This window comes from Curtobacterium sp. Csp2 (assembly GCF_013347165.1).
In genome coordinates this window covers 3,715,836-3,731,803 of the sequence record NZ_CP054593.1, presented here as the reverse complement: position 1 = coordinate 3,731,803, position 15,968 = coordinate 3,715,836, and the positions used below count along the sequence as shown (strand labels likewise).

Annotated in this window: 15 protein-coding genes; 10 read left to right on the top strand and 5 right to left on the bottom strand. The window is 71.5% G+C overall.

Annotation, left to right across the window (positions count from 1 at the left end; genetic code table 11):
• The 5 genes from HUN59_RS18135 to HUN59_RS20000 all read left to right on the top strand — a co-directional run bounded on the left by HUN59_RS18135 (position 1) and on the right by HUN59_RS20000 (position 4,491).
• On the top strand, positions 1-1,317 hold the full coding sequence (locus tag HUN59_RS18135; protein WP_174779174.1) for an ABC transporter substrate-binding protein: 1,317 nt from the start codon (positions 1-3) through the stop codon (positions 1,315-1,317).
• A gap of 107 nt (positions 1,318-1,424) precedes the next feature.
• Positions 1,425-2,378, top strand: coding sequence for a carbohydrate ABC transporter permease (locus tag HUN59_RS18130; RefSeq protein ID WP_174779173.1), 954 nt, complete (start codon positions 1,425-1,427; stop codon positions 2,376-2,378).
• Positions 2,375-3,226 (top strand): carbohydrate ABC transporter permease, encoded by an 852-nt coding sequence (locus HUN59_RS18125; protein WP_174779172.1) that lies wholly within the window; start codon positions 2,375-2,377, stop codon positions 3,224-3,226. The genes HUN59_RS18130 and HUN59_RS18125 overlap by 4 nt, the downstream gene beginning before the upstream one ends.
• Before the next feature lie 35 nt (positions 3,227-3,261).
• On the top strand, positions 3,262-4,290 hold the full coding sequence (locus HUN59_RS18120; protein ID WP_174779171.1) for a LacI family DNA-binding transcriptional regulator: 1,029 nt from the start codon (positions 3,262-3,264) through the stop codon (positions 4,288-4,290).
• Positions 4,291-4,293: 3 nt separating this feature from the next.
• Complete coding sequence (locus HUN59_RS20000) at positions 4,294-4,491, top strand: LacI family DNA-binding transcriptional regulator (protein ID WP_174779170.1); 198 nt, start codon at positions 4,294-4,296, stop codon at positions 4,489-4,491.
• A 39-nt stretch (positions 4,492-4,530) separates the two neighbouring features.
• Here the strand turns inward: HUN59_RS20000 and HUN59_RS18110 are convergent, their stop codons facing one another.
• The 3 genes from HUN59_RS18110 to HUN59_RS18100 all read right to left on the bottom strand — a co-directional run bounded on the left by HUN59_RS18110 (position 4,531) and on the right by HUN59_RS18100 (position 6,595).
• Complete coding sequence (locus HUN59_RS18110) at positions 4,531-5,091, bottom strand: GNAT family N-acetyltransferase (RefSeq protein WP_254629939.1); 561 nt, start codon at positions 5,089-5,091, stop codon at positions 4,531-4,533.
• Positions 5,088-6,101, bottom strand: coding sequence for a hypothetical protein (locus HUN59_RS18105; RefSeq protein WP_174779168.1), 1,014 nt, complete (start codon positions 6,099-6,101; stop codon positions 5,088-5,090). The genes HUN59_RS18110 and HUN59_RS18105 overlap by 4 nt, the downstream gene beginning before the upstream one ends.
• A gap of 77 nt (positions 6,102-6,178) precedes the next feature.
• Positions 6,179-6,595 (bottom strand): BLUF domain-containing protein, encoded by a 417-nt coding sequence (locus HUN59_RS18100; protein ID WP_058742628.1) that lies wholly within the window; start codon positions 6,593-6,595, stop codon positions 6,179-6,181.
• Between the two features lie 154 nt (positions 6,596-6,749).
• Between HUN59_RS18100 and HUN59_RS18095 the strand changes: the two genes are divergently transcribed.
• Entirely contained in the window at positions 6,750-7,655 is a 906-nt protein-coding gene (locus tag HUN59_RS18095; protein WP_174779167.1) for a carbohydrate kinase family protein, read from the top strand.
• A gap of 140 nt (positions 7,656-7,795) precedes the next feature.
• Here HUN59_RS18095 and glgX read toward each other — a convergent pair whose 3' ends face one another.
• Positions 7,796-9,814: a glycogen debranching protein GlgX gene (gene glgX, locus HUN59_RS18090; protein WP_174779166.1), complete on the bottom strand. Its 2,019-nt coding sequence runs from the start codon at positions 9,812-9,814 to the stop codon at positions 7,796-7,798.
• A 523-nt stretch (positions 9,815-10,337) separates the two neighbouring features.
• Here glgX and HUN59_RS18085 point away from each other — a divergent pair.
• Positions 10,338-10,598 (top strand): hypothetical protein, encoded by a 261-nt coding sequence (locus HUN59_RS18085; RefSeq protein WP_141859811.1) that lies wholly within the window; start codon positions 10,338-10,340, stop codon positions 10,596-10,598.
• A gap of 24 nt (positions 10,599-10,622) precedes the next feature.
• On the opposite strand, the gene HUN59_RS18080 is transcribed toward HUN59_RS18085, so the two are convergent.
• Positions 10,623-11,645, bottom strand: a complete 1,023-nt coding sequence (locus HUN59_RS18080) for a LacI family DNA-binding transcriptional regulator (RefSeq protein WP_144805311.1) — start codon at positions 11,643-11,645, stop codon at positions 10,623-10,625.
• A 368-nt stretch (positions 11,646-12,013) separates the two neighbouring features.
• Between HUN59_RS18080 and HUN59_RS18075 the strand changes: the two genes are divergently transcribed.
• The 3 genes from HUN59_RS18075 to HUN59_RS18065 are packed head-to-tail and all read left to right on the top strand — an operon-like array spanning position 12,014 to position 15,923.
• Positions 12,014-14,053: a beta-galactosidase gene (locus HUN59_RS18075; protein ID WP_174779165.1), complete on the top strand. Its 2,040-nt coding sequence runs from the start codon at positions 12,014-12,016 to the stop codon at positions 14,051-14,053.
• Complete coding sequence (locus HUN59_RS18070) at positions 14,050-14,976, top strand: carbohydrate ABC transporter permease (protein WP_174779164.1); 927 nt, start codon at positions 14,050-14,052, stop codon at positions 14,974-14,976. Before HUN59_RS18075 ends, HUN59_RS18070 begins: the two co-directional genes overlap by 4 nt.
• On the top strand, positions 14,973-15,923 hold the full coding sequence (locus tag HUN59_RS18065; RefSeq protein ID WP_231049858.1) for a carbohydrate ABC transporter permease: 951 nt from the start codon (positions 14,973-14,975) through the stop codon (positions 15,921-15,923). The genes HUN59_RS18070 and HUN59_RS18065 overlap by 4 nt, the downstream gene beginning before the upstream one ends.
• Positions 15,924-15,968 lie beyond the last annotated feature (45 nt).

Below are 15,968 nucleotides of genomic sequence, written 5' to 3'. Positions count from 1 at the left end.
ATGAAGCACGCATGGAAGGGCGCCGTCGCCGTCGCCGCCGTGACGGCAGCGCTCCTCACCGGCTGCAGCGACCCCGGATCCGGCACCACGACCGGCTCCGGCTCGGTCACCTGGCCGTCGCAGACCGCCGACCTGAAGGGCACCACGCTCACGATCTGGGCCGCGCAGAACTCGAACAAGACCGCCGACTCGGTGATCAGCGGGTTCGAGAAGGCGACCGGCGCGACCGTCAAGGTCGTCACCATCCCGGACCCCTACGAGCAGGGCGTCCAGACGAAGGTCGCCACGGGCGACAAGCCGGACCTCGCGTTCTGGCAGCCCACCGCGTCGCAGCTCACCTCGCTCAACGCGAAGCAGAACCTCCAGTCGCTCGAGGGCGCGCCGTGGACCTCGAAGTACACCGGCAACCTCGCCGACATCACCGGCAAGCTCGACGGCACCCGCTACGCGGCGCTCGTCAGCACACCGGCCGTCGAGGGCGTCTACTACAACAAGGAGGTCCTCGCGAAGGCCGGGATCACCTCGACCCCGAAGAACTGGGACGAGTTCCTCGCCGACGCGAAGACCCTCAAGAGCAAGGGCGTCACCCCGTTCTACGAGATGGGCGGCGACAAGTGGGCCACCCAGTGGTGGGTGCAGGTCCAGCTCGCCGACGCAGCGAAGGACGGCCTCTGGAAGCAGATCAACACCGGGAAGGAGAAGTTCACCGACGCCACCGTCCAGAAGGCGGTCGACAACTACGACGACCTGATCAAGCAGGGCATGTTCAACAGCGACATCAAGACCGCCACGTTCGAGGACCAGGGCAAGGCGCTCCTCGCCGGTGACGCGGGCATGGTGATCCAGGTCAACTCGTTCTTCAACCAGCTGCAGACCCTGGCGAAGACCGACGAGCTCAACCAGAAGATCGGCTTCTTCCCGATCTCGCCGTCCGGCAACACCGGCACCTTCATCCCCGACCAGAGCAATGCCCTCGTCGCGTTCAAGTCCGGCAACGACGAGCAGGAAGCCGCCGCCCGCCAGTTCCTGTCGTACTGGATGGGGAAGGGCTACGCCGGCTTCGTGAAGGACCAGTCGACCGTCTCGATCGAGAAGGGCGTCGACACGCCGTCGACCGTCCCGACCGCCCTCAAGGACGCTGCAGCAGCCGTGCCGTCGTCGGTCGGTTCGATGCAGGCCGAGGCCATCGCGAACCCCGACCTGTACCTCTACCTCGCCGACATGATCCAGGGCACCAAGACCCCGGACCAGGTCACCCAGGCGACGCAGCAGCAGTTCGCGCAGCTCGCCAAGGCGCAGGGCGCCGCGGGCTTCTGAACCCAGTCGGCCGACACCGGACGGGAGGCGCGTGGCGGCCCCGCACCGTGCCTCCCGTTCGTCAGCCGCTCACCCGACCAACGCGCCACCAGCACCACGAGGACCCCATGACCGCACAGCTCATCCCCGGTCGGACCCGGCCGTCCCGGCCGGTCCCGACTCTCTCCGCCGATCCGCCGACCGCCGGTCGGCCACGCCGCAGCGACCACCCGCTGTGGTTCCTCGTCCCGGCCCTCGCGGTCCTGGTCGTGTTCTTCTTCATCCCGACGCTGTTCAACTTCGTCTACGCGTTCACGAACTGGTCGAGCTTCCACAGCGACATCGCCTTCGTCGGCGGCGACAACTTCGCCGCGCTGTTCCAGAACGGCACCCTGCTCGCCGATCTCCGCACGACGCTGATCTACGCGGTCCTCGTGGCCGTGTTCCAGAACCTCTTCGGCCTCGTCCTGGCCCTGGTGCTCGAGGCGGACACCCGGATCAACCGGATCGCCCGCACCGCGTTCTTCGTGCCGGTCGTGATGTCCGCCCTCGCCGTCGGCTACATCTTCCAGGCCCTGCTCAAGCCGGCCGGCGGTCTCAACGCCATCCTCGGTTTCCTCACCGGCCACGAGGTCACGATCGCCTGGCTCGGCAGCACCACCTGGACGCTGCTCGTCGTCGCGATCATCCACGCCTGGAAGTGGATGGGCCTGTCGATGCTCATCTACCTCGCCGGCCTCAAGACCATCCCCGGCGACGTCCTGGAAGCCGCGCGCATCGACGGGTCCGGCTGGTGGAGCACCTTCCGGTCCATCCGGTTCCCGCTGCTCGCCCCCGCGGTGACGTTCAACGTCGCCACCGCCCTGCTCGGATCGATGAACGGCTTCGACATCGTCCAGGCCACCACCGCCGGCGGACCCGGCGGCACCACCGAGCTGCTCAACATCTTCATCTTCCGGACCTTCGGGCAGGGCCTGTTCGCGCAGGCCACCACGATGAGCCTGTCGCTCTTCGTGATGGTCACGCTGCTGGCGTTCCCCGTCATCTACGCCCTGCGCAAGCGAGAGGACGTGCTCTCATGACCGTCGCGAACCCCGCCGTCCGCCGCCGTCGTCCGGTCAGCCGGTGGCTGCAGCCGGTCGTGGTCGTCCTGCTCGTCGTCGCGCTGCTCGGGGTGCCGTTCTGGATGGTCGTCGTCACCGCGGGCAAGGACCAGGCCGAGGCACTGAACCCGAACCTCTCCCTGCCGTCACACTGGCAGCTGCTGCAGAACTTCGGCACCGTCCTCACCCAGGGCCGGATGGTCCCCGCGTTCCTCGGCAGCATGCTCGTCATGGTCCCGTCGGTCCTCGGCGTCCTGGTCCTCGGGGCGATGGCGTCGTGGGTGCTCGCCCGCCGGAAGGGCCGACTCGTCTCGGTCGTGTACGCGCTCGGCATCAGCGGCATCGTGCTGCCCCCGGCCGTCGTGACGATCGTGCTGCTGCTCCGCCAGCTCGGCCTCGCGGGCACCGCGGTCGGCATGATCGGCGTCTACATGGGCATGTACCTGTCGACGGTGATCTTCTTCGTCACCGGCTTCGTCAGGACGATCCCCGCCGAGCTGGAGGAAGCCGCCCGCGTCGACGGTGCCGGACCGGTCCGGGTCTTCGTGCGGATCATCCTGCCGCTGCTCGGCCCGACCCTGGCGACCGCGACGATCCTGATCTGCCTGTACATCTGGAACGACGTCTTCTACGCGCTGTTCGTCGTCGGCGGCCGGCTCGACACCCTGCCGCTGAACCTGTACCAGGTCGCCTCGAGCGGGCTCTACCTGCAGAACTGGCACCTGATCTTCGCCTACATCATCCTGATGAGCCTGCCGCTGCTCGTCACGTTCGTGGTGATGCAGCGGAAGATCATCGCCGGGATCACCAGCGGAGCGGTGAAGTGAGCGTCATCGTCGGCAGGTCGTATCGTGAGGGGACCATGACCCCGCCGCGCCGCGACAAGCCCGTCACCATCAGCGACGTCGCTCAGCTCGCCGGCGTCTCCGTGCCGACGGTGTCCCGCGTCCTCACCGGAGCGGCCAAGGTCAGCGAAGGTCGTCGGTCGCGCGTCCTCGACGCGATCGCCGAGCTCGGGTACCGCCCGAGCGCCGCAGCGCAGACCCTGGCCTCCCGTCGGTCGAACGTCATCGGGATCGTCGCCGGGAACACCTCCCGGTACGGCTACGCCGAGGCGATCCGCGGCGTCGAGGAGTCCGCGCGCGCGGCCGGGTTCCTGAGCTTCATCGTCGTGGTCGAGACGGCGGAGCAGGACGACGTGGCCGCGGCGACGGACGCGGTGCTGCGGCAGTCACCCGCCGGCGTCGTCGTCCTGAAGTTCGACCCGCCCGGCGTCGCGGCCCTCGCCGCGCTCCAACCGCACATCCCCGTCGTCGCGCTCTCCGGTGTCCCCGAGAGCGGTGTCCCGCAGGCCGTGCTCGACGAGTCGCACGCGGCCGCGGCGCTGACCCGGCACCTGCTCGGTCTCGGCCACCACACCGTCCACCACGTGCGGGTCCCGCCGTCCGGCAAGGAGGACGGGCGCACCTCCGGGTGGCGGCACGCCCTGAACGAAGCCGGGATCGCCCTGCCCGAGATCCGCGACGTCTCGTGGGATCCGCGTTCGGCGTACGACGTCGGTGTCACCATCGCCGGGGAGTCCGACGTCACCGCGGTGCTCTGCGGCAACGACGAGACCGCCATGGGCCTGATCCGCGGGCTCCACGACGCCGGGAAGCGCGTCCCGGACGACGTCAGCGTCGCCGGGTTCGACGACCATCCGTTGGCCGCGATGTTCCTGCCGTCCCTGACGACCGCCCGCCAGGACTTCGCCGAGCTCGGCCGGCACGGCATGGCGCAGCTTGACGCCCTCCTGACCGGGGCCGCGCCCCTCGCGCTCGACACCGTCGACCCGCCCGTCCTGATCCGCGAGAGCACCGCGGCACCGCGCAGCGCGGCGCGGCGGGACTGACCGATGCCGTCGTCCGAGCGGCCGACGATCTACGACGTCGCAGCAGCCGCGGGTGTCTCGCACCAGACGGTGTCCAGGGTGCTGAACTGCCCTGAGACCGTCAGGCCCGCGATGCGGACCCGAATCCTGGCCGTGATCAGCTACCTCGGCTACGAACGCAGCCCCGAGGCCGTCCGGCTCGGCCGACGGCCTCGGCACTGAGCGGACGTCGGTCTCAGGGCGCGTTCCGACCAGCCCGGCTCACTCGCCCGCGTCGAACCGACCGTAGAACGGCGTCCCGCGCCCACTCCGGTGGTCCTCCCGCAACAGCCCATACGCCACCGAGTCCCTCGGCGCGCCGCCCTCGACGGGCCATGCCCGCCGGTACTGCGCCTCCTGGACCCAGCCGCACCGGACCAGGACCTTCCGCATCGCGACGTTGTCGTCCCGGGTCTGCGCCTCGAGCCGATCGACGTCGGGGTACCCGGCGAACACGGTGCCGGCGAGCACCCGGACGACCGGCACGCCGAGCCCCTGCCCCCGGGCCCGCTCCGCGAGCCGCACGTCGATCAACGGTGCGCCGTCGTCCAGGTCGTCGAGGGTGATCATCCCAACGGCCGCGCCGTCGGCCTCGACACGGAACAGGGCGTGCGCCGGACCCGAAAAGTCTCCGTCCGCGATGCGCCGCTTGACCCCGTTGCGCGTCGGGTCCGGCGTGACGTGGAACGGGAAGCGGTTCGTGGTCAGGAAGGCGACGAGCCACGACCGGCCGATCGGATCCGCCAGGTCCACCGGGAGCAGCGCGACGCTCGGCGCGGTCACGATCCGCACACCGCTCCGGTGACCGGGCACCGGTTCCCGTCGAGCTCGTCCGTGTACTCGTCCCCGTCGCCGAGCAGTACATGCCGGTACGCCGCGTCACCGATCGGCTCGGCCGACCGGACCGCGGCCCGCAGCACCGTCTCGTCGACCGCGCGCAGGGCACTCACTGCGACGAGGGTGTCCCCGACGACGGCGGCGACCTCGTGTCCGTGCGCACTCGTGCGGACCACGACCCCGTCCGTGGTGGTGCACCCGGTCTCGGGCTCCGACGCCCCGTCCGGACCGACGCCCTCGAGCGCCCGTCCGCACGACGGCGCATCCGCGGCAAGGGTGACGACGGTCAGGTCGTCCCCGCTCGTGTTGCCCGGGTAGTGCGCCGGGGAGGCGGGCGACGAGAACACCTGCAGGAAGCCGGGCAGCCGCCGCTCGATGTTCGCCTCGAAGTCGGAGCCGTAGCCCGGCGGCGAGATCGTGACGGGTCGGAAGTCGGCGCCGATCGCGACCTGTGCCCGCGCGATCGCCTGCTGGTCGCGTTCGACCGCGCGTCCGTGCGCCTGCACCCCGAGCACGGTGACGAGCGCGGCGACGGCGAGCACCGCGGTCCCGCCGGAGACGAGCCCCGTTAGCCGCGGCCGACCGGGGTGCACCAGGAGCGCGGGGACGGCACCGACGACCGCTCCGACCAGGTACGGCAGCGGTGACGGGGCGAGCAGCAGTGGACCGGGCGCTGCGACGACCCACGGGACGACCTCGGTGATCAAGGCGCCGGACACCAGCACGAGCGCCGTCGCCCCGAGCCACCAGGCGCGGCGACGACCGGTGCCCACGAACCCGCAGAGGCCCAGCCCGACACCGGCCAGGACGGTCACCACCAGCAGGGCGACGACGCCGCCGAGGCCGGTGAGGAACACCAGGACCACGCCGACGTGCACGAGGTACGCCGCACCGATCCCGACGAGCGTCGCCGACACGACGTGCCACCACGGCCGTCCTCCGGAGCGGTCGTTCACGGCGCACCCGCCGGCAGCACGACCACGTTCCCCACGCCGCGATCCTGCCACGGCCCGTGGTCACACCGGGGTCACGATCAGCCGCGGGGTCGGAACCAGCGGATCAGCTCGCGGAGCGCCGGCAGCGAGGTCACGGAGTCGCCGTCCGCCGCGTCGAGGTCGTCGAAGGTGGTCCGGTACCCGGGCGCCTGCTCGACGTCGGTGTCCGCTGCCGGGTAGCCCATCGTCCACTCCGGGAACTGCCGTTCCTCGATGACCTCCTCGAGCAGCACCGTCACCTTGGTGTGCCGAGGATCGTGCTTGATGGTGTCCATCTTGCGTCGCACGGCCTGGTCCGGACCCTCGAGCAGCTGCAGGAAGTAGCCGTTCCGGAACAGGAGCACCCCCGTGATGTCGTTCTCGGCGTTGGCCCGCCGGCTCTGCGCGAGCAGCTGTGCGAGGTCGGCGTCGTCGAGCGCGTCGGTGGCGACGCTCGAGTAGGTCAGGGACAGCATCGGGACTCCATCTCGACGGTCGGGTCGGGTACGGCCGAGTCAACTCCCCGGCCCAGGTCCGGCACACGGGAACCAGGGGACGGACGGGAGGATCGTGGCGCGTCCGTCACGCCGCTGCCGTCACGGAGCGGGCACCTCTGTCAGGCTGGTCGCCATGAGCAGCGTCATCGTCATCGGAGAAGCCCTAGTCGACGTCGTCGACCGCCCCGAGGGGCGGTCCGAGCACCCCGGTGGCAGTCCGATGAACGTCGCGGTGGGCCTCGCCCGGCTCGGTCGCCCGGCCCGGCTCGTCTGCGCGCTCGGCGACGACGACCGCGGCGCCGCGGTCCGTGCGCACGTCGAGGCGAGCGGTGTCCGGGTGGACGCGACGGCGGTCCCGCGGACCTCGACGGCGGTGGCGACCATCGCCGCGGACGGCGGGGCCTCGTACGAGTTCGACCTGGACTGGCGGATCGACCCGGTCGACGTCCCCGAGGGCACGCCGCTCGTGCACGTCGGGTCGATCGGCGCGGTCCTGCAGCCGGGTGCCGCGACCGTGCTCGACGCCGTGCGCGCCCGACCCGCCGGCACGCTGCTGTCCCTCGACCCGAACGTCCGTCCGTCGATCACGCCGGACCGCGACGCCGTGCTCGCGACCCTCGAGCCGCTCCTGGCCGAGGCCGACGTCGTGAAGTGCAGCGACGAGGACGCCGCGTGGCTCTGGCCGGACCGGGACGTCGACGCCGTGCTCGACGGGCTGCTCGCGGCCGGTGCGACGCTCGCGGCCGTGACGCTCGGCGGCTCGGGGTGCGCGATCGCCTCCCGCGGAGCCCGCCGACGCATCGCCGCCCCCGCGGTGACGGTGGCGGACACCATCGGTGCGGGGGACTCGTTCATGGCCGGGCTGCTCGCCGCCGTGCTCGCGACCGGGACCGCGCCGACGGCCCTCGACGAGGACGACCTCGGGCGCCTGGCCGCGCTCGCCCTCGCGTGCGCCGCCGTCACGGTCTCCCGCCCCGGCGCGGACCCGCCCACCACGGACGAGCTGCCCGCCGAGGTCCGTCCCGACGCGACCCCCTGACGGCCCGAGCCTTAATGGACGCGACCCCCTGACGGACGGGAGGCACGGTGCCAACCGGCACCGTGCCTCCCGTCCGTCACCCGGTCCGTGGCGGACCGCAGCCCGTCAGACCGGAGCTCGTCGGACCGCAGCGGGGCAGATCAGACGAGCGCCGTGAACGACGCGTCGCGGACCAGCAGCGTCGTCGCGCCGTCCTCGACGGCCTGGTCGGGGTCGCTCGACAGGCCGAGCGCCCAGCTGCCGCCGCCCGGCTTCTCGGGCAGGGCGAACTCGACCGTGGTGTCCGATGCGTTCAGGAGCACCGCGACGGTGTCGTCGCCCTGCTGCAGCACCAGGAGCACCGCACGGTTGCCGCCGTCGGCCCAGTCGCCGTCCTCGAACCCCTGCGCGTCGGCGCGGAGCACCGACACGGTCGACTCGGAGTCGCCCGGCGCCGTGCGGAACCACAACGGGCGGAGCGCCGCGTGCTCCTTGCGGAACGCGATCGCCGACGTCGTGAACGCGAGCAGGTCCCGGTCCGCCGCGGCCCAGTCGAACCACGAGATCTCGTCGTCCTGGCAGTAGGCGTTGTTGTTGCCGCCCTGCGAGCGGGCGATCTCGTCGCCACCGAGGATCATCGGGACGCCCGCCGAGAGCAGGAGCGTGCCGAGGAAGTTCCGGCGCTGACGGTTGCGGTAGTCGTTCACCGCGCCGTCGTCGGTCGGGCCCTCGATGCCGCCGTTGAACGAGGTGTTGTTGCTCTCGCCGTCGTTGTTGTCCTCGCCGTTCGCCTCGTTGTGCTTCTCGGCGTACATCGTCAGGTCCGCCAGCGTGAAGCCGTCGTGCGCGGTGACGAAGTCGACCGAGCAGAGCGGCGAGCGGCGGGACCCCTCGTACACGTCGGGGGAGCCCAGGACGCGCTGCACGGCGTCGCCGAGCGTGCCCTCGTCGCCGCGCCAGAACGCCCGCAGGTCGTCGCGGTACTTCCCGTTCCACTCGGACCAGTCGGCCGGGAACCCGCCCACCTGGTAGCCCGCGGTGTCCCACGGCTCGGCGATCATCTTCACCTCGCGGAGCACCGGGTCCTGGTGGATGATGTCGAGGAACGCGGAGTGCTTCTCGGCCTCGCCGTCCTGGCGGGTCAGCGTCGTCGCGAGGTCGAAGCGGAAGCCGTCGACGTGCATCTCCTCGACCCAGTAGCGGAGCGAGTCGGTGATGAGCCCGAGCGCCGACGGGTGCGACACGTTCAGGCTGTTGCCCGTGCCGGTGGTGTCGAAGTAGTTCGCCTCGTCGCCCTCGACCAGGCGGTAGTAGGCCTGGTTGTCGATGCCCTTGAACGACAGCGTCGGGCCCATGTGGTTGCCCTCGGCGGTGTGGTTGTAGACGACGTCCATGATGACCTCGAGCCCGGCGGCGTGCAGGGCCTTCACCATCGCCTTGAACTCGGCGACCTGCTGCCCGGCCGTGCCCGAGGACGAGTACTCGTCGTGCGGCGCGAAGAAGCCGATCGAGTTGTAGCCCCAGTAGTTGCGCAGACCCTTGTCGGCCAGGGTGGAGTCCTGCACGAACTGGTGGGTCGGCAGGAGTTCGACGGCCGTGACGCCCAGGTCGGTCAGGTGCTTGATCGTGGCGGGGTGCGCCAGGCCCGCGTACGTGCCGCGGATCTCCTCGGGCACGTCCGGGTGCTGCTTCGTGAAGCCCTTGACGTGCACCTCGTACACGACGGTGTCGGCGTACGGGGTGCGCAGCTGCGTGTCGCCGTCCCAGTCGAAGTCGCGGTCGGCGACCACGGACTTCGGCATGGCGCTCGCCGAGTCGGTCTCGTCGAGCTGCTCGGGGGCGTCCATGTCGTGGCCGAACAGTGCCTGGCCCCACTCGTAGGTGCCGTCGATCGCGGTGGCGTACGGGTCGAGCAGGAGCTTGGCGGGGTTGTGGCGGAGGCCGTTCGCCGGGTCCCAGGCGCCGTGCACGCGGAAGCCGTAGCGGGTGCCGACCGTCACGTCGGGGACCACGTCGTGGAAGGTGTACCCGGTGCGGTTCCGCAGCTCGGTGCGGTGCTCGGTGCCGTCCTCGTCGAACCGGCAGAACTCCACCCGCTCGGCGGTGCTGGAGAAGAGCGCGACGTTGGCGCCGCCGTCGACGAGCGTGACGCCGAGCGGCGTGCGGGAGGAAGTGGTCATGATGCCCTTCTAGTGGTGGGCGACTGTGTCCTCGTGGCGGCCGCGTACCCCGAGCCGCCGCCGTCCGGGTGGCCGGGGCGTGCGGCGCGTCGGGGGCGGTGCCCCCGAGGTGCGGTCGGGGCGGTCCCGGGGCGGTTCGCCGAGGTGCCGGAATCGTGGCATCTCGGCGCGACACGGGCCGTGTCGCGCACCCTCGGCGGTGCGCACGCGGTGGGTAGTGGCACCCGGACGTGCGCGCCGGGGCGCGTCGTGCGGGCGGGCGCGACCCCACACCGGACGGGAGGAGCGGGGCGGGGCCGCCACGTGCCTCCCGTCCGGTTCGGGGCGCGCTGGGACGTTCCTGCCCATCGCACCCGACATGGGGTGCCGATCCGCGCGTGGCGGGGCGGAAGGACCTGCGCACCACGCGCGGATCGGCTCCCGACGCGCGGTTCGGTGCCCGGTGCGCGGAACGGCCTCCGACACGCGGAACGTCGGCGGGGATCGCGTAGCATTCGAACACACGTTCGAACAGGAGGTCGAGATGATGCTCACGCACGAGGTCGCCACGGTGTGGTGGGAGCGCGGCGTGCCGGACCGGATGGTGTGGCGCGACCGGCGCTGGCGGGTCAGTGACAGCCCCACGCGGCTCACCGCGACGGCGGAGTTCCTGCCGTCGGCGATGACCCACGCGCCGGAGCGGACGGTCGGGTGGCGGTTCCAGGTCAGTGCCGACGGGGACGCGGTCGTGGTCGACATCGTGCCGGAGGGCGACGGCTGGGTGGTCGCGCGCACCTGGCGGTGATGCGGGTGGGGCGTGCGAGGGTGGCTACGCGCTCCCGCGCCAGACCACCTCGGTCGGCAGGATCAGACCGTGCGGGCCCTCGTCGGTGCCGGCGATCTGCGCGAGGACCTGCTGCGCCGCGTGCTCGCCGAGGGTGCGCGCGGGCTGCCGGACGGTCGACAGCGGAGGGTCGCAGCGGAGCGCCCACGCACTGTCGTCGAAGCCGACCACGCCGACGTCGCCCGGCACCGATCGGCCGGCGCGCTGCAGGACGTCCATCGCCCCGGCGGCCACCGCGTCCGACGCCGCGAAGACCCCGTCGACGTCGGGGGCGCGGTCGAGCAGCTCCCGCATGCCCTCGACGCCCGCGGTGTAGCTGAACAGGGGGTTCCTGGCCACGAGCGACGGGTCGAACCGGTCGCCGAGTGCGGCGGTGAAGCCCTCGAGGCGGTCCTGCCCCGAGTCGCGGTCGAGCCCGGACGCGAGCATGCCGATGCGCTGCCGACCGGTCTCGACCAGGCGTCGGGTGATCTGCTCGGCGGCGGCGCGGTTGTCGATCGCGATGTACGAGGTGTTCGGGGCGTCGGACGGGTGGCCGACGAAGCACGCCGGGAGTCCGATCTCCTCGATGGCCCGGGTGACGGGGTCGCCGTCCCGGGCGGAGAGCACGATCGCGCCGTCCACGAACCCGCCGCGCAGGTACTCGACCACGCGCTCGTTGTCCCGGCCGGAGTCGACCATGATCGTCACGAGCTGCTGGTCCGCCTCGGACAGGACCGTGTTCGTGCCGATCAGGATGTTGCCGATGTTCGGGTCGTCGAGCACCTGGACGCTCGGCTCGTGCACGATGAGCGCGACGGCGCCGGAGCGTCGGGTGACGAGGCTGCGGGCCGCGGCGCTCCGCACGTAGCCGACGCGGCGGACGGCTGCCTGGACGGCCTCGCGGGCCTCGGCGGAGACGTACGGCTCGTCGTTGAGGACGCGGGAGACGGTGCCGCGGGACAGGCCGGCCTCGTCCGCGACGTCCTGGATCGTCGCACGGGTGCGTGCGGCACGGACGTCGGTCATGGCGCAAGCGTATCCGGCGGCCGGGCGGGGGCCGGTCGCGGGGGCGGGCCGCCCGGGCCGCGCGGTGCCGTGATCGTGGCGATGCCGGCTGCCCGTCCGTGGCGACCTCACGCGCCCAGCGACACTTCCCGGGCCCGGCCGGCAGTGAAGTGTCGCTGAGGCCGTGAAGTCGCCCCCGCCTCCTGCGAGCACCCCCGGGTTGACACCGGCCGCGATCTCGTGTTCACGCTGGGAGCGCTCCCAGAAACCCTCCGACCCCGATCGGTCGGCGGCATCTGGGAGCGCTCCCAGAACACTGGGTGGCCTTCGCCGTCGAAGGGGTCGCACGCGACCGGGACGGCGGACCGCCCCGACCAGCGAGGACCACCGTGACCACCACCCTCCCGGCACCAGCCACCACGGCGCTCGGGCTCGGCTCGACCGGACTCGCGTTCGGCTGCGACTACAACCCCGAGCAGTGGGACCCCGAGGTCTGGGTCGAGGACGTCCGGCTCATGCGCGAGGCCGGCGTCAACCTCGTCGCGATCAACATCTTCGGCTGGTCGCACGTCGAGCCGCACCGGGGCGAGTACGACTTCACCGCGCTCGACCGCGTCGTCGACCTGCTGCACGGCGCCGGCATCGGCGTCGACCTCGGCACCGGGACCGCCTCGACCCCGCCGTGGCTGACCACCGCCCACCCCGAGGTCCTGCCCGTCGTCGCGGACGGCACCACCCGCTGGCCCGGCGGCCGCCAGGCGTTCTGCCCGAGCTCCCCGGTGTACCGCGAGCACGCCCTCGCCCTGGTCCGCGCCACGGCCGAGCGCTACGGTGACCACCCCGCGGTCAAGCTCTGGCACGTCTCGAACGAGCTCGGCTGCCACAACGCGCACTGCTACTGCGACGTCTCCGCCGACGCCTTCCGCGGCTGGCTCCGCAACCGGTACGGCACGCTCGAGGCGCTCAACACCGCGTGGGGCACGGCGTTCTGGAGCCAGCGCTACTCGGCGTGGGAACAGGTCCTGCCGCCGCGCGCGACGCTCTCCTTCACGAACCCCGGCCAGACGCTTGACTTCGACCGGTTCTCGTCAGACGAGCTCCTCGGCCACCACCGGGCCGAGGCCGCGGTGCTCCGCGAGCTGAGCGACAAGCCCGTCACCACGAACTTCATGGTCGCGGCGCACATCACCGCGCTCGACTACTGGACGTGGGCCGACGACATGGACGTCATCGCGAACGACCACTACCTCGACCACCGCCTGCCACGCCCGCACACCGAGCTCGCGTTCGCCGCCGACACCACGCGCGGTCTGGCGAAGGGGGCGCCCTGGCTGCTCATGGAGCACTCGACGGGCGCCGTGAACTGGCAGCCGCACAACGTCGCGAAGGACCCGGGCCAGATGCTCCGCGACACCGCGACGCACATCGCCCGCGGCGCCGACGGCGTCTGCTTCTTCCAGTGGCGCGCGTCCGTGCAGGGCAGCGAGAAGTTCCACTCCGCACTGCTGCCGCACGCCGGCACCGAGTCGCAGACCTGGCGCGACGTCGTCGCGCTGGGCGCCCTGGTCGAGCGCCTCGGCGAGCTCCGCGGTTCCCGCGTCGTCGCCGACGTCGCGCTCGTCTTCAGCTGGGAGGTCCAGTGGGCCGCCGACGTGGAGGCGCACCCCACCACCGCGCTCCGGTACCTGGAACAGGTCCACGCGTTCCACGCCGCGCTGTGGGACCTCGGCGTCACGGTCGACGTGGTCGCGCCCGGCGCCCCGCTCGACGGGTACGCGGTCGTCGTCGTCCCGGAGCTCTACCTGGTCCGCGACGAGCACGCGGCGGTCGTCGCCGACCTCGTCGCCCGCGGCGGCCAGGCCGTGGTCACGTTCTTCAGCGGCATCGTCGACGAGGACGACCGGGTCCGGACCGGCGGGTACCCCGGCGCCTTCCGCGACCTGCTCGGCATCCGCGTCGCAGAGTTCCGCCCGCTCGGCGCCGGCCAGACCCTCGCGCTGTCGGACGGCACCCGGGCGCACACCTGGTCGGAGCCGGTCGAGCTGCGCGGCGCCGAGGCGGTCACGACCTACGCCGAGGGGCCCCTCGCCGGACGCCCGGCCGTCACCCGGAACACCGTCGGCACGGGCGACGCCTGGTACGTCTCCACCGTGCTCGAGGACGGCGCCCGCGCGGCCCTGCTCCGTCGGGTCCTCGAGACCGCCGGGGTCGCCCCGGACCCCGTGGCCGAGCCGGGCCTCGAGGTCGTCCGTCGCCGTGACGACGCGCACGAGTGGGTCTTCCTGCTCAACCACACCGACCGCGAGGTCGCGCACACCGTGGCGGGCCACGAGCTCGTCGCCGACCGGCCCGTCGACGGCGTCACCGTCCTCGCCGCCGGCGGCACCCAGATCATCCGCACCGACCGCATCGACGGAGCCCGCCCATGACCACCACCGCCCAGTCGCGCCGCACGACCCGGCCGACCACGCCCCGGCGTCGCCCCGGCGGCACGCGCTACCGGTGCGCGATCGCCTTCTTCGTCCTGCCGTTCGCGCTGCTGTTCGCCGCGTTCTACCTCGCACCGATCCTGTACGCCGTGTGGGAGTCGCTGCAGAAGATCGAGCGCCAGGGCACGTTCGGCGCCCCGACGCAGGTGTTCGGCGGCCTGAGCCAGTACGTGCTCGTGTTCCAGGCCACCGAGTTCTGGGGCTCCGTCCTCCGCGTGCTGCTGTTCGGCATCGTGCAGGTCCCGGTGATGCTCGGGCTCGCGCTCGTCTTCGCGCTGCTGCTCGACTCCCCGCTGCTGCGCGGCAAGCGGTTCTTCCGCCTGGCGTTCTTCGCGCCGTACGCGGTCCCCGGCGTCATCGCCGCGATCATGTGGGGCTACCTCTACGCCCCCGACCTGTCGCCGTTCTCGTTCCTGACGTCGAACGTCGACCTGCTCTCCGCGAGCACTGTCCTGTGGGCCGTCGCGAACGTCGTGACCTGGGTCTACGTCGGCTACAACATGCTCATCATCTACTCGTCGCTCCTCGCGATCCCGACCGAGATCTACGAGGCGGCGAAGCTCGACGGCGCGTCGCAGCTGCGGATCGCGCTTTCGATCAAGATCCCGATGGTGGTCCCGGCGATCATCCTCACCGCCGTGTTCTCCGTCATCGGCACCCTGCAGCTCCTGACCGAGCCGACCGTGTTCCGGCAGTTCACCTCGACGATCTCGTCGACCTTCACGCCGAACATGCTCGTCTACTCGACCTCGTCGGTGCCGAACTTCAACCTCGCGGCCGCGTTCTCGGTCGTCCTCGCCCTCGCCACGTTCGTCCTGTCGATCGGGTTCCTCCGACTGACCCAGCGGAAGGCCGCCCAGTGACCGTCAACGCACCCACCCGACGCGACCTCGTCGCGGACGCAGGCCGACCCCTGAAGCCGAACCGTGCCTCCCGTCCGCACGAGCCGGGAGCCCGCGGACCGCGCGAGAGCGTGATCTCGCGCTCCGCCGCGATGATCGTGATGGGCGTCTTCACCGTCTACTTCCTGCTGCCGATCTTCTGGCTCTTCGTCTCGTCGACCAAGACGGCGTCGAACTTCAACACGACGTTCTCGCTGTGGTTCAGCGCGACCTCGTTCCAGGACTTCTTCGGCAACCTCGTCGAGCTGTTCACCCGCCAGGACGGCATCTACCTGCGCTGGCTGCTGAACAGCATCGCCTACGCGGGGGTCGCCGGCCTGCTCGGCACCGTGCTCAGCGCGATGTGCGGGTACGCCCTGGCGAAGTACCGGTTCCGCGGTCGCGAGGCCCTGTTCAACGTGTTCCTCGGCGGCGTCCTCGTGCCGGCGACCGCGCTGGCCCTGCCGCTGTTCCTCATCTTCAGCCAGGTCGACCTGACCGACACGTTCTGGTCGGTGTTCCTGCCGAGCATCGTCAGCCCGTTCGGCGTGTACCTGTCGCGGCTGTTCGCGGCGTCGAGCGTCCCGGACGAGATCATCGAGGCCGCGCGCATCGACGGCTCCGGCGAGGTCCGCACGTTCTTCACCGTGGCCGTGCGGCTCATGTCGCCCGCGCTCGTGACGATCTTCCTGTTCCAGTTCGTCGCCGTGTGGAACAACTTCTTCCTGCCGCTCGTGATGCTCCGCGACTCGTCGCTGTTCCCCGTCACCCTCGGCCTCTACACGTGGAACTCGAGCGTGAACCAGTACCCGGACCTGCGCACCCTCGTGCTCATCGGGTCGTTCGTCTCGATCATCCCGCTGCTCGTCGCCTTCCTCTCCCTGCAGCGCTTCTGGCGGTCCGGCCTCGGCGCCGGCGGCCTGAAGTAGCCCGGCCCCGAGCCACCGCGGCCCACACCCCGGACCAGCACCTCC

Coding starts and splice junctions, on each gene's coding strand:
- HUN59_RS18125 (WP_174779172.1), top strand. CDS start 2,375: ATGACCGTCGCGAACCCCGCCGTCCGCCGCCGTCGTCCGGTCAGCCGG.
- HUN59_RS18135 (WP_174779174.1), top strand. CDS start 1: ATGAAGCACGCATGGAAGGGCGCCGTCGCCGTCGCCGCCGTGACGGCA.
- HUN59_RS18095 (WP_174779167.1), top strand. CDS start 6,750: ATGAGCAGCGTCATCGTCATCGGAGAAGCCCTAGTCGACGTCGTCGAC.
- glgX (WP_174779166.1), bottom strand. CDS start 9,814: ATGACCACTTCCTCCCGCACGCCGCTCGGCGTCACGCTCGTCGACGGC.
- HUN59_RS18085 (WP_141859811.1), top strand. CDS start 10,338: ATGATGCTCACGCACGAGGTCGCCACGGTGTGGTGGGAGCGCGGCGTG.
- HUN59_RS18120 (WP_174779171.1), top strand. CDS start 3,262: ATGACCCCGCCGCGCCGCGACAAGCCCGTCACCATCAGCGACGTCGCT.
- HUN59_RS20000 (WP_174779170.1), top strand. CDS start 4,294: ATGCCGTCGTCCGAGCGGCCGACGATCTACGACGTCGCAGCAGCCGCG.
- HUN59_RS18100 (WP_058742628.1), bottom strand. CDS start 6,595: ATGCTGTCCCTGACCTACTCGAGCGTCGCCACCGACGCGCTCGACGAC.
- HUN59_RS18070 (WP_174779164.1), top strand. CDS start 14,050: ATGACCACCACCGCCCAGTCGCGCCGCACGACCCGGCCGACCACGCCC.
- HUN59_RS18080 (WP_144805311.1), bottom strand. CDS start 11,645: ATGACCGACGTCCGTGCCGCACGCACCCGTGCGACGATCCAGGACGTC.
- HUN59_RS18130 (WP_174779173.1), top strand. CDS start 1,425: ATGACCGCACAGCTCATCCCCGGTCGGACCCGGCCGTCCCGGCCGGTC.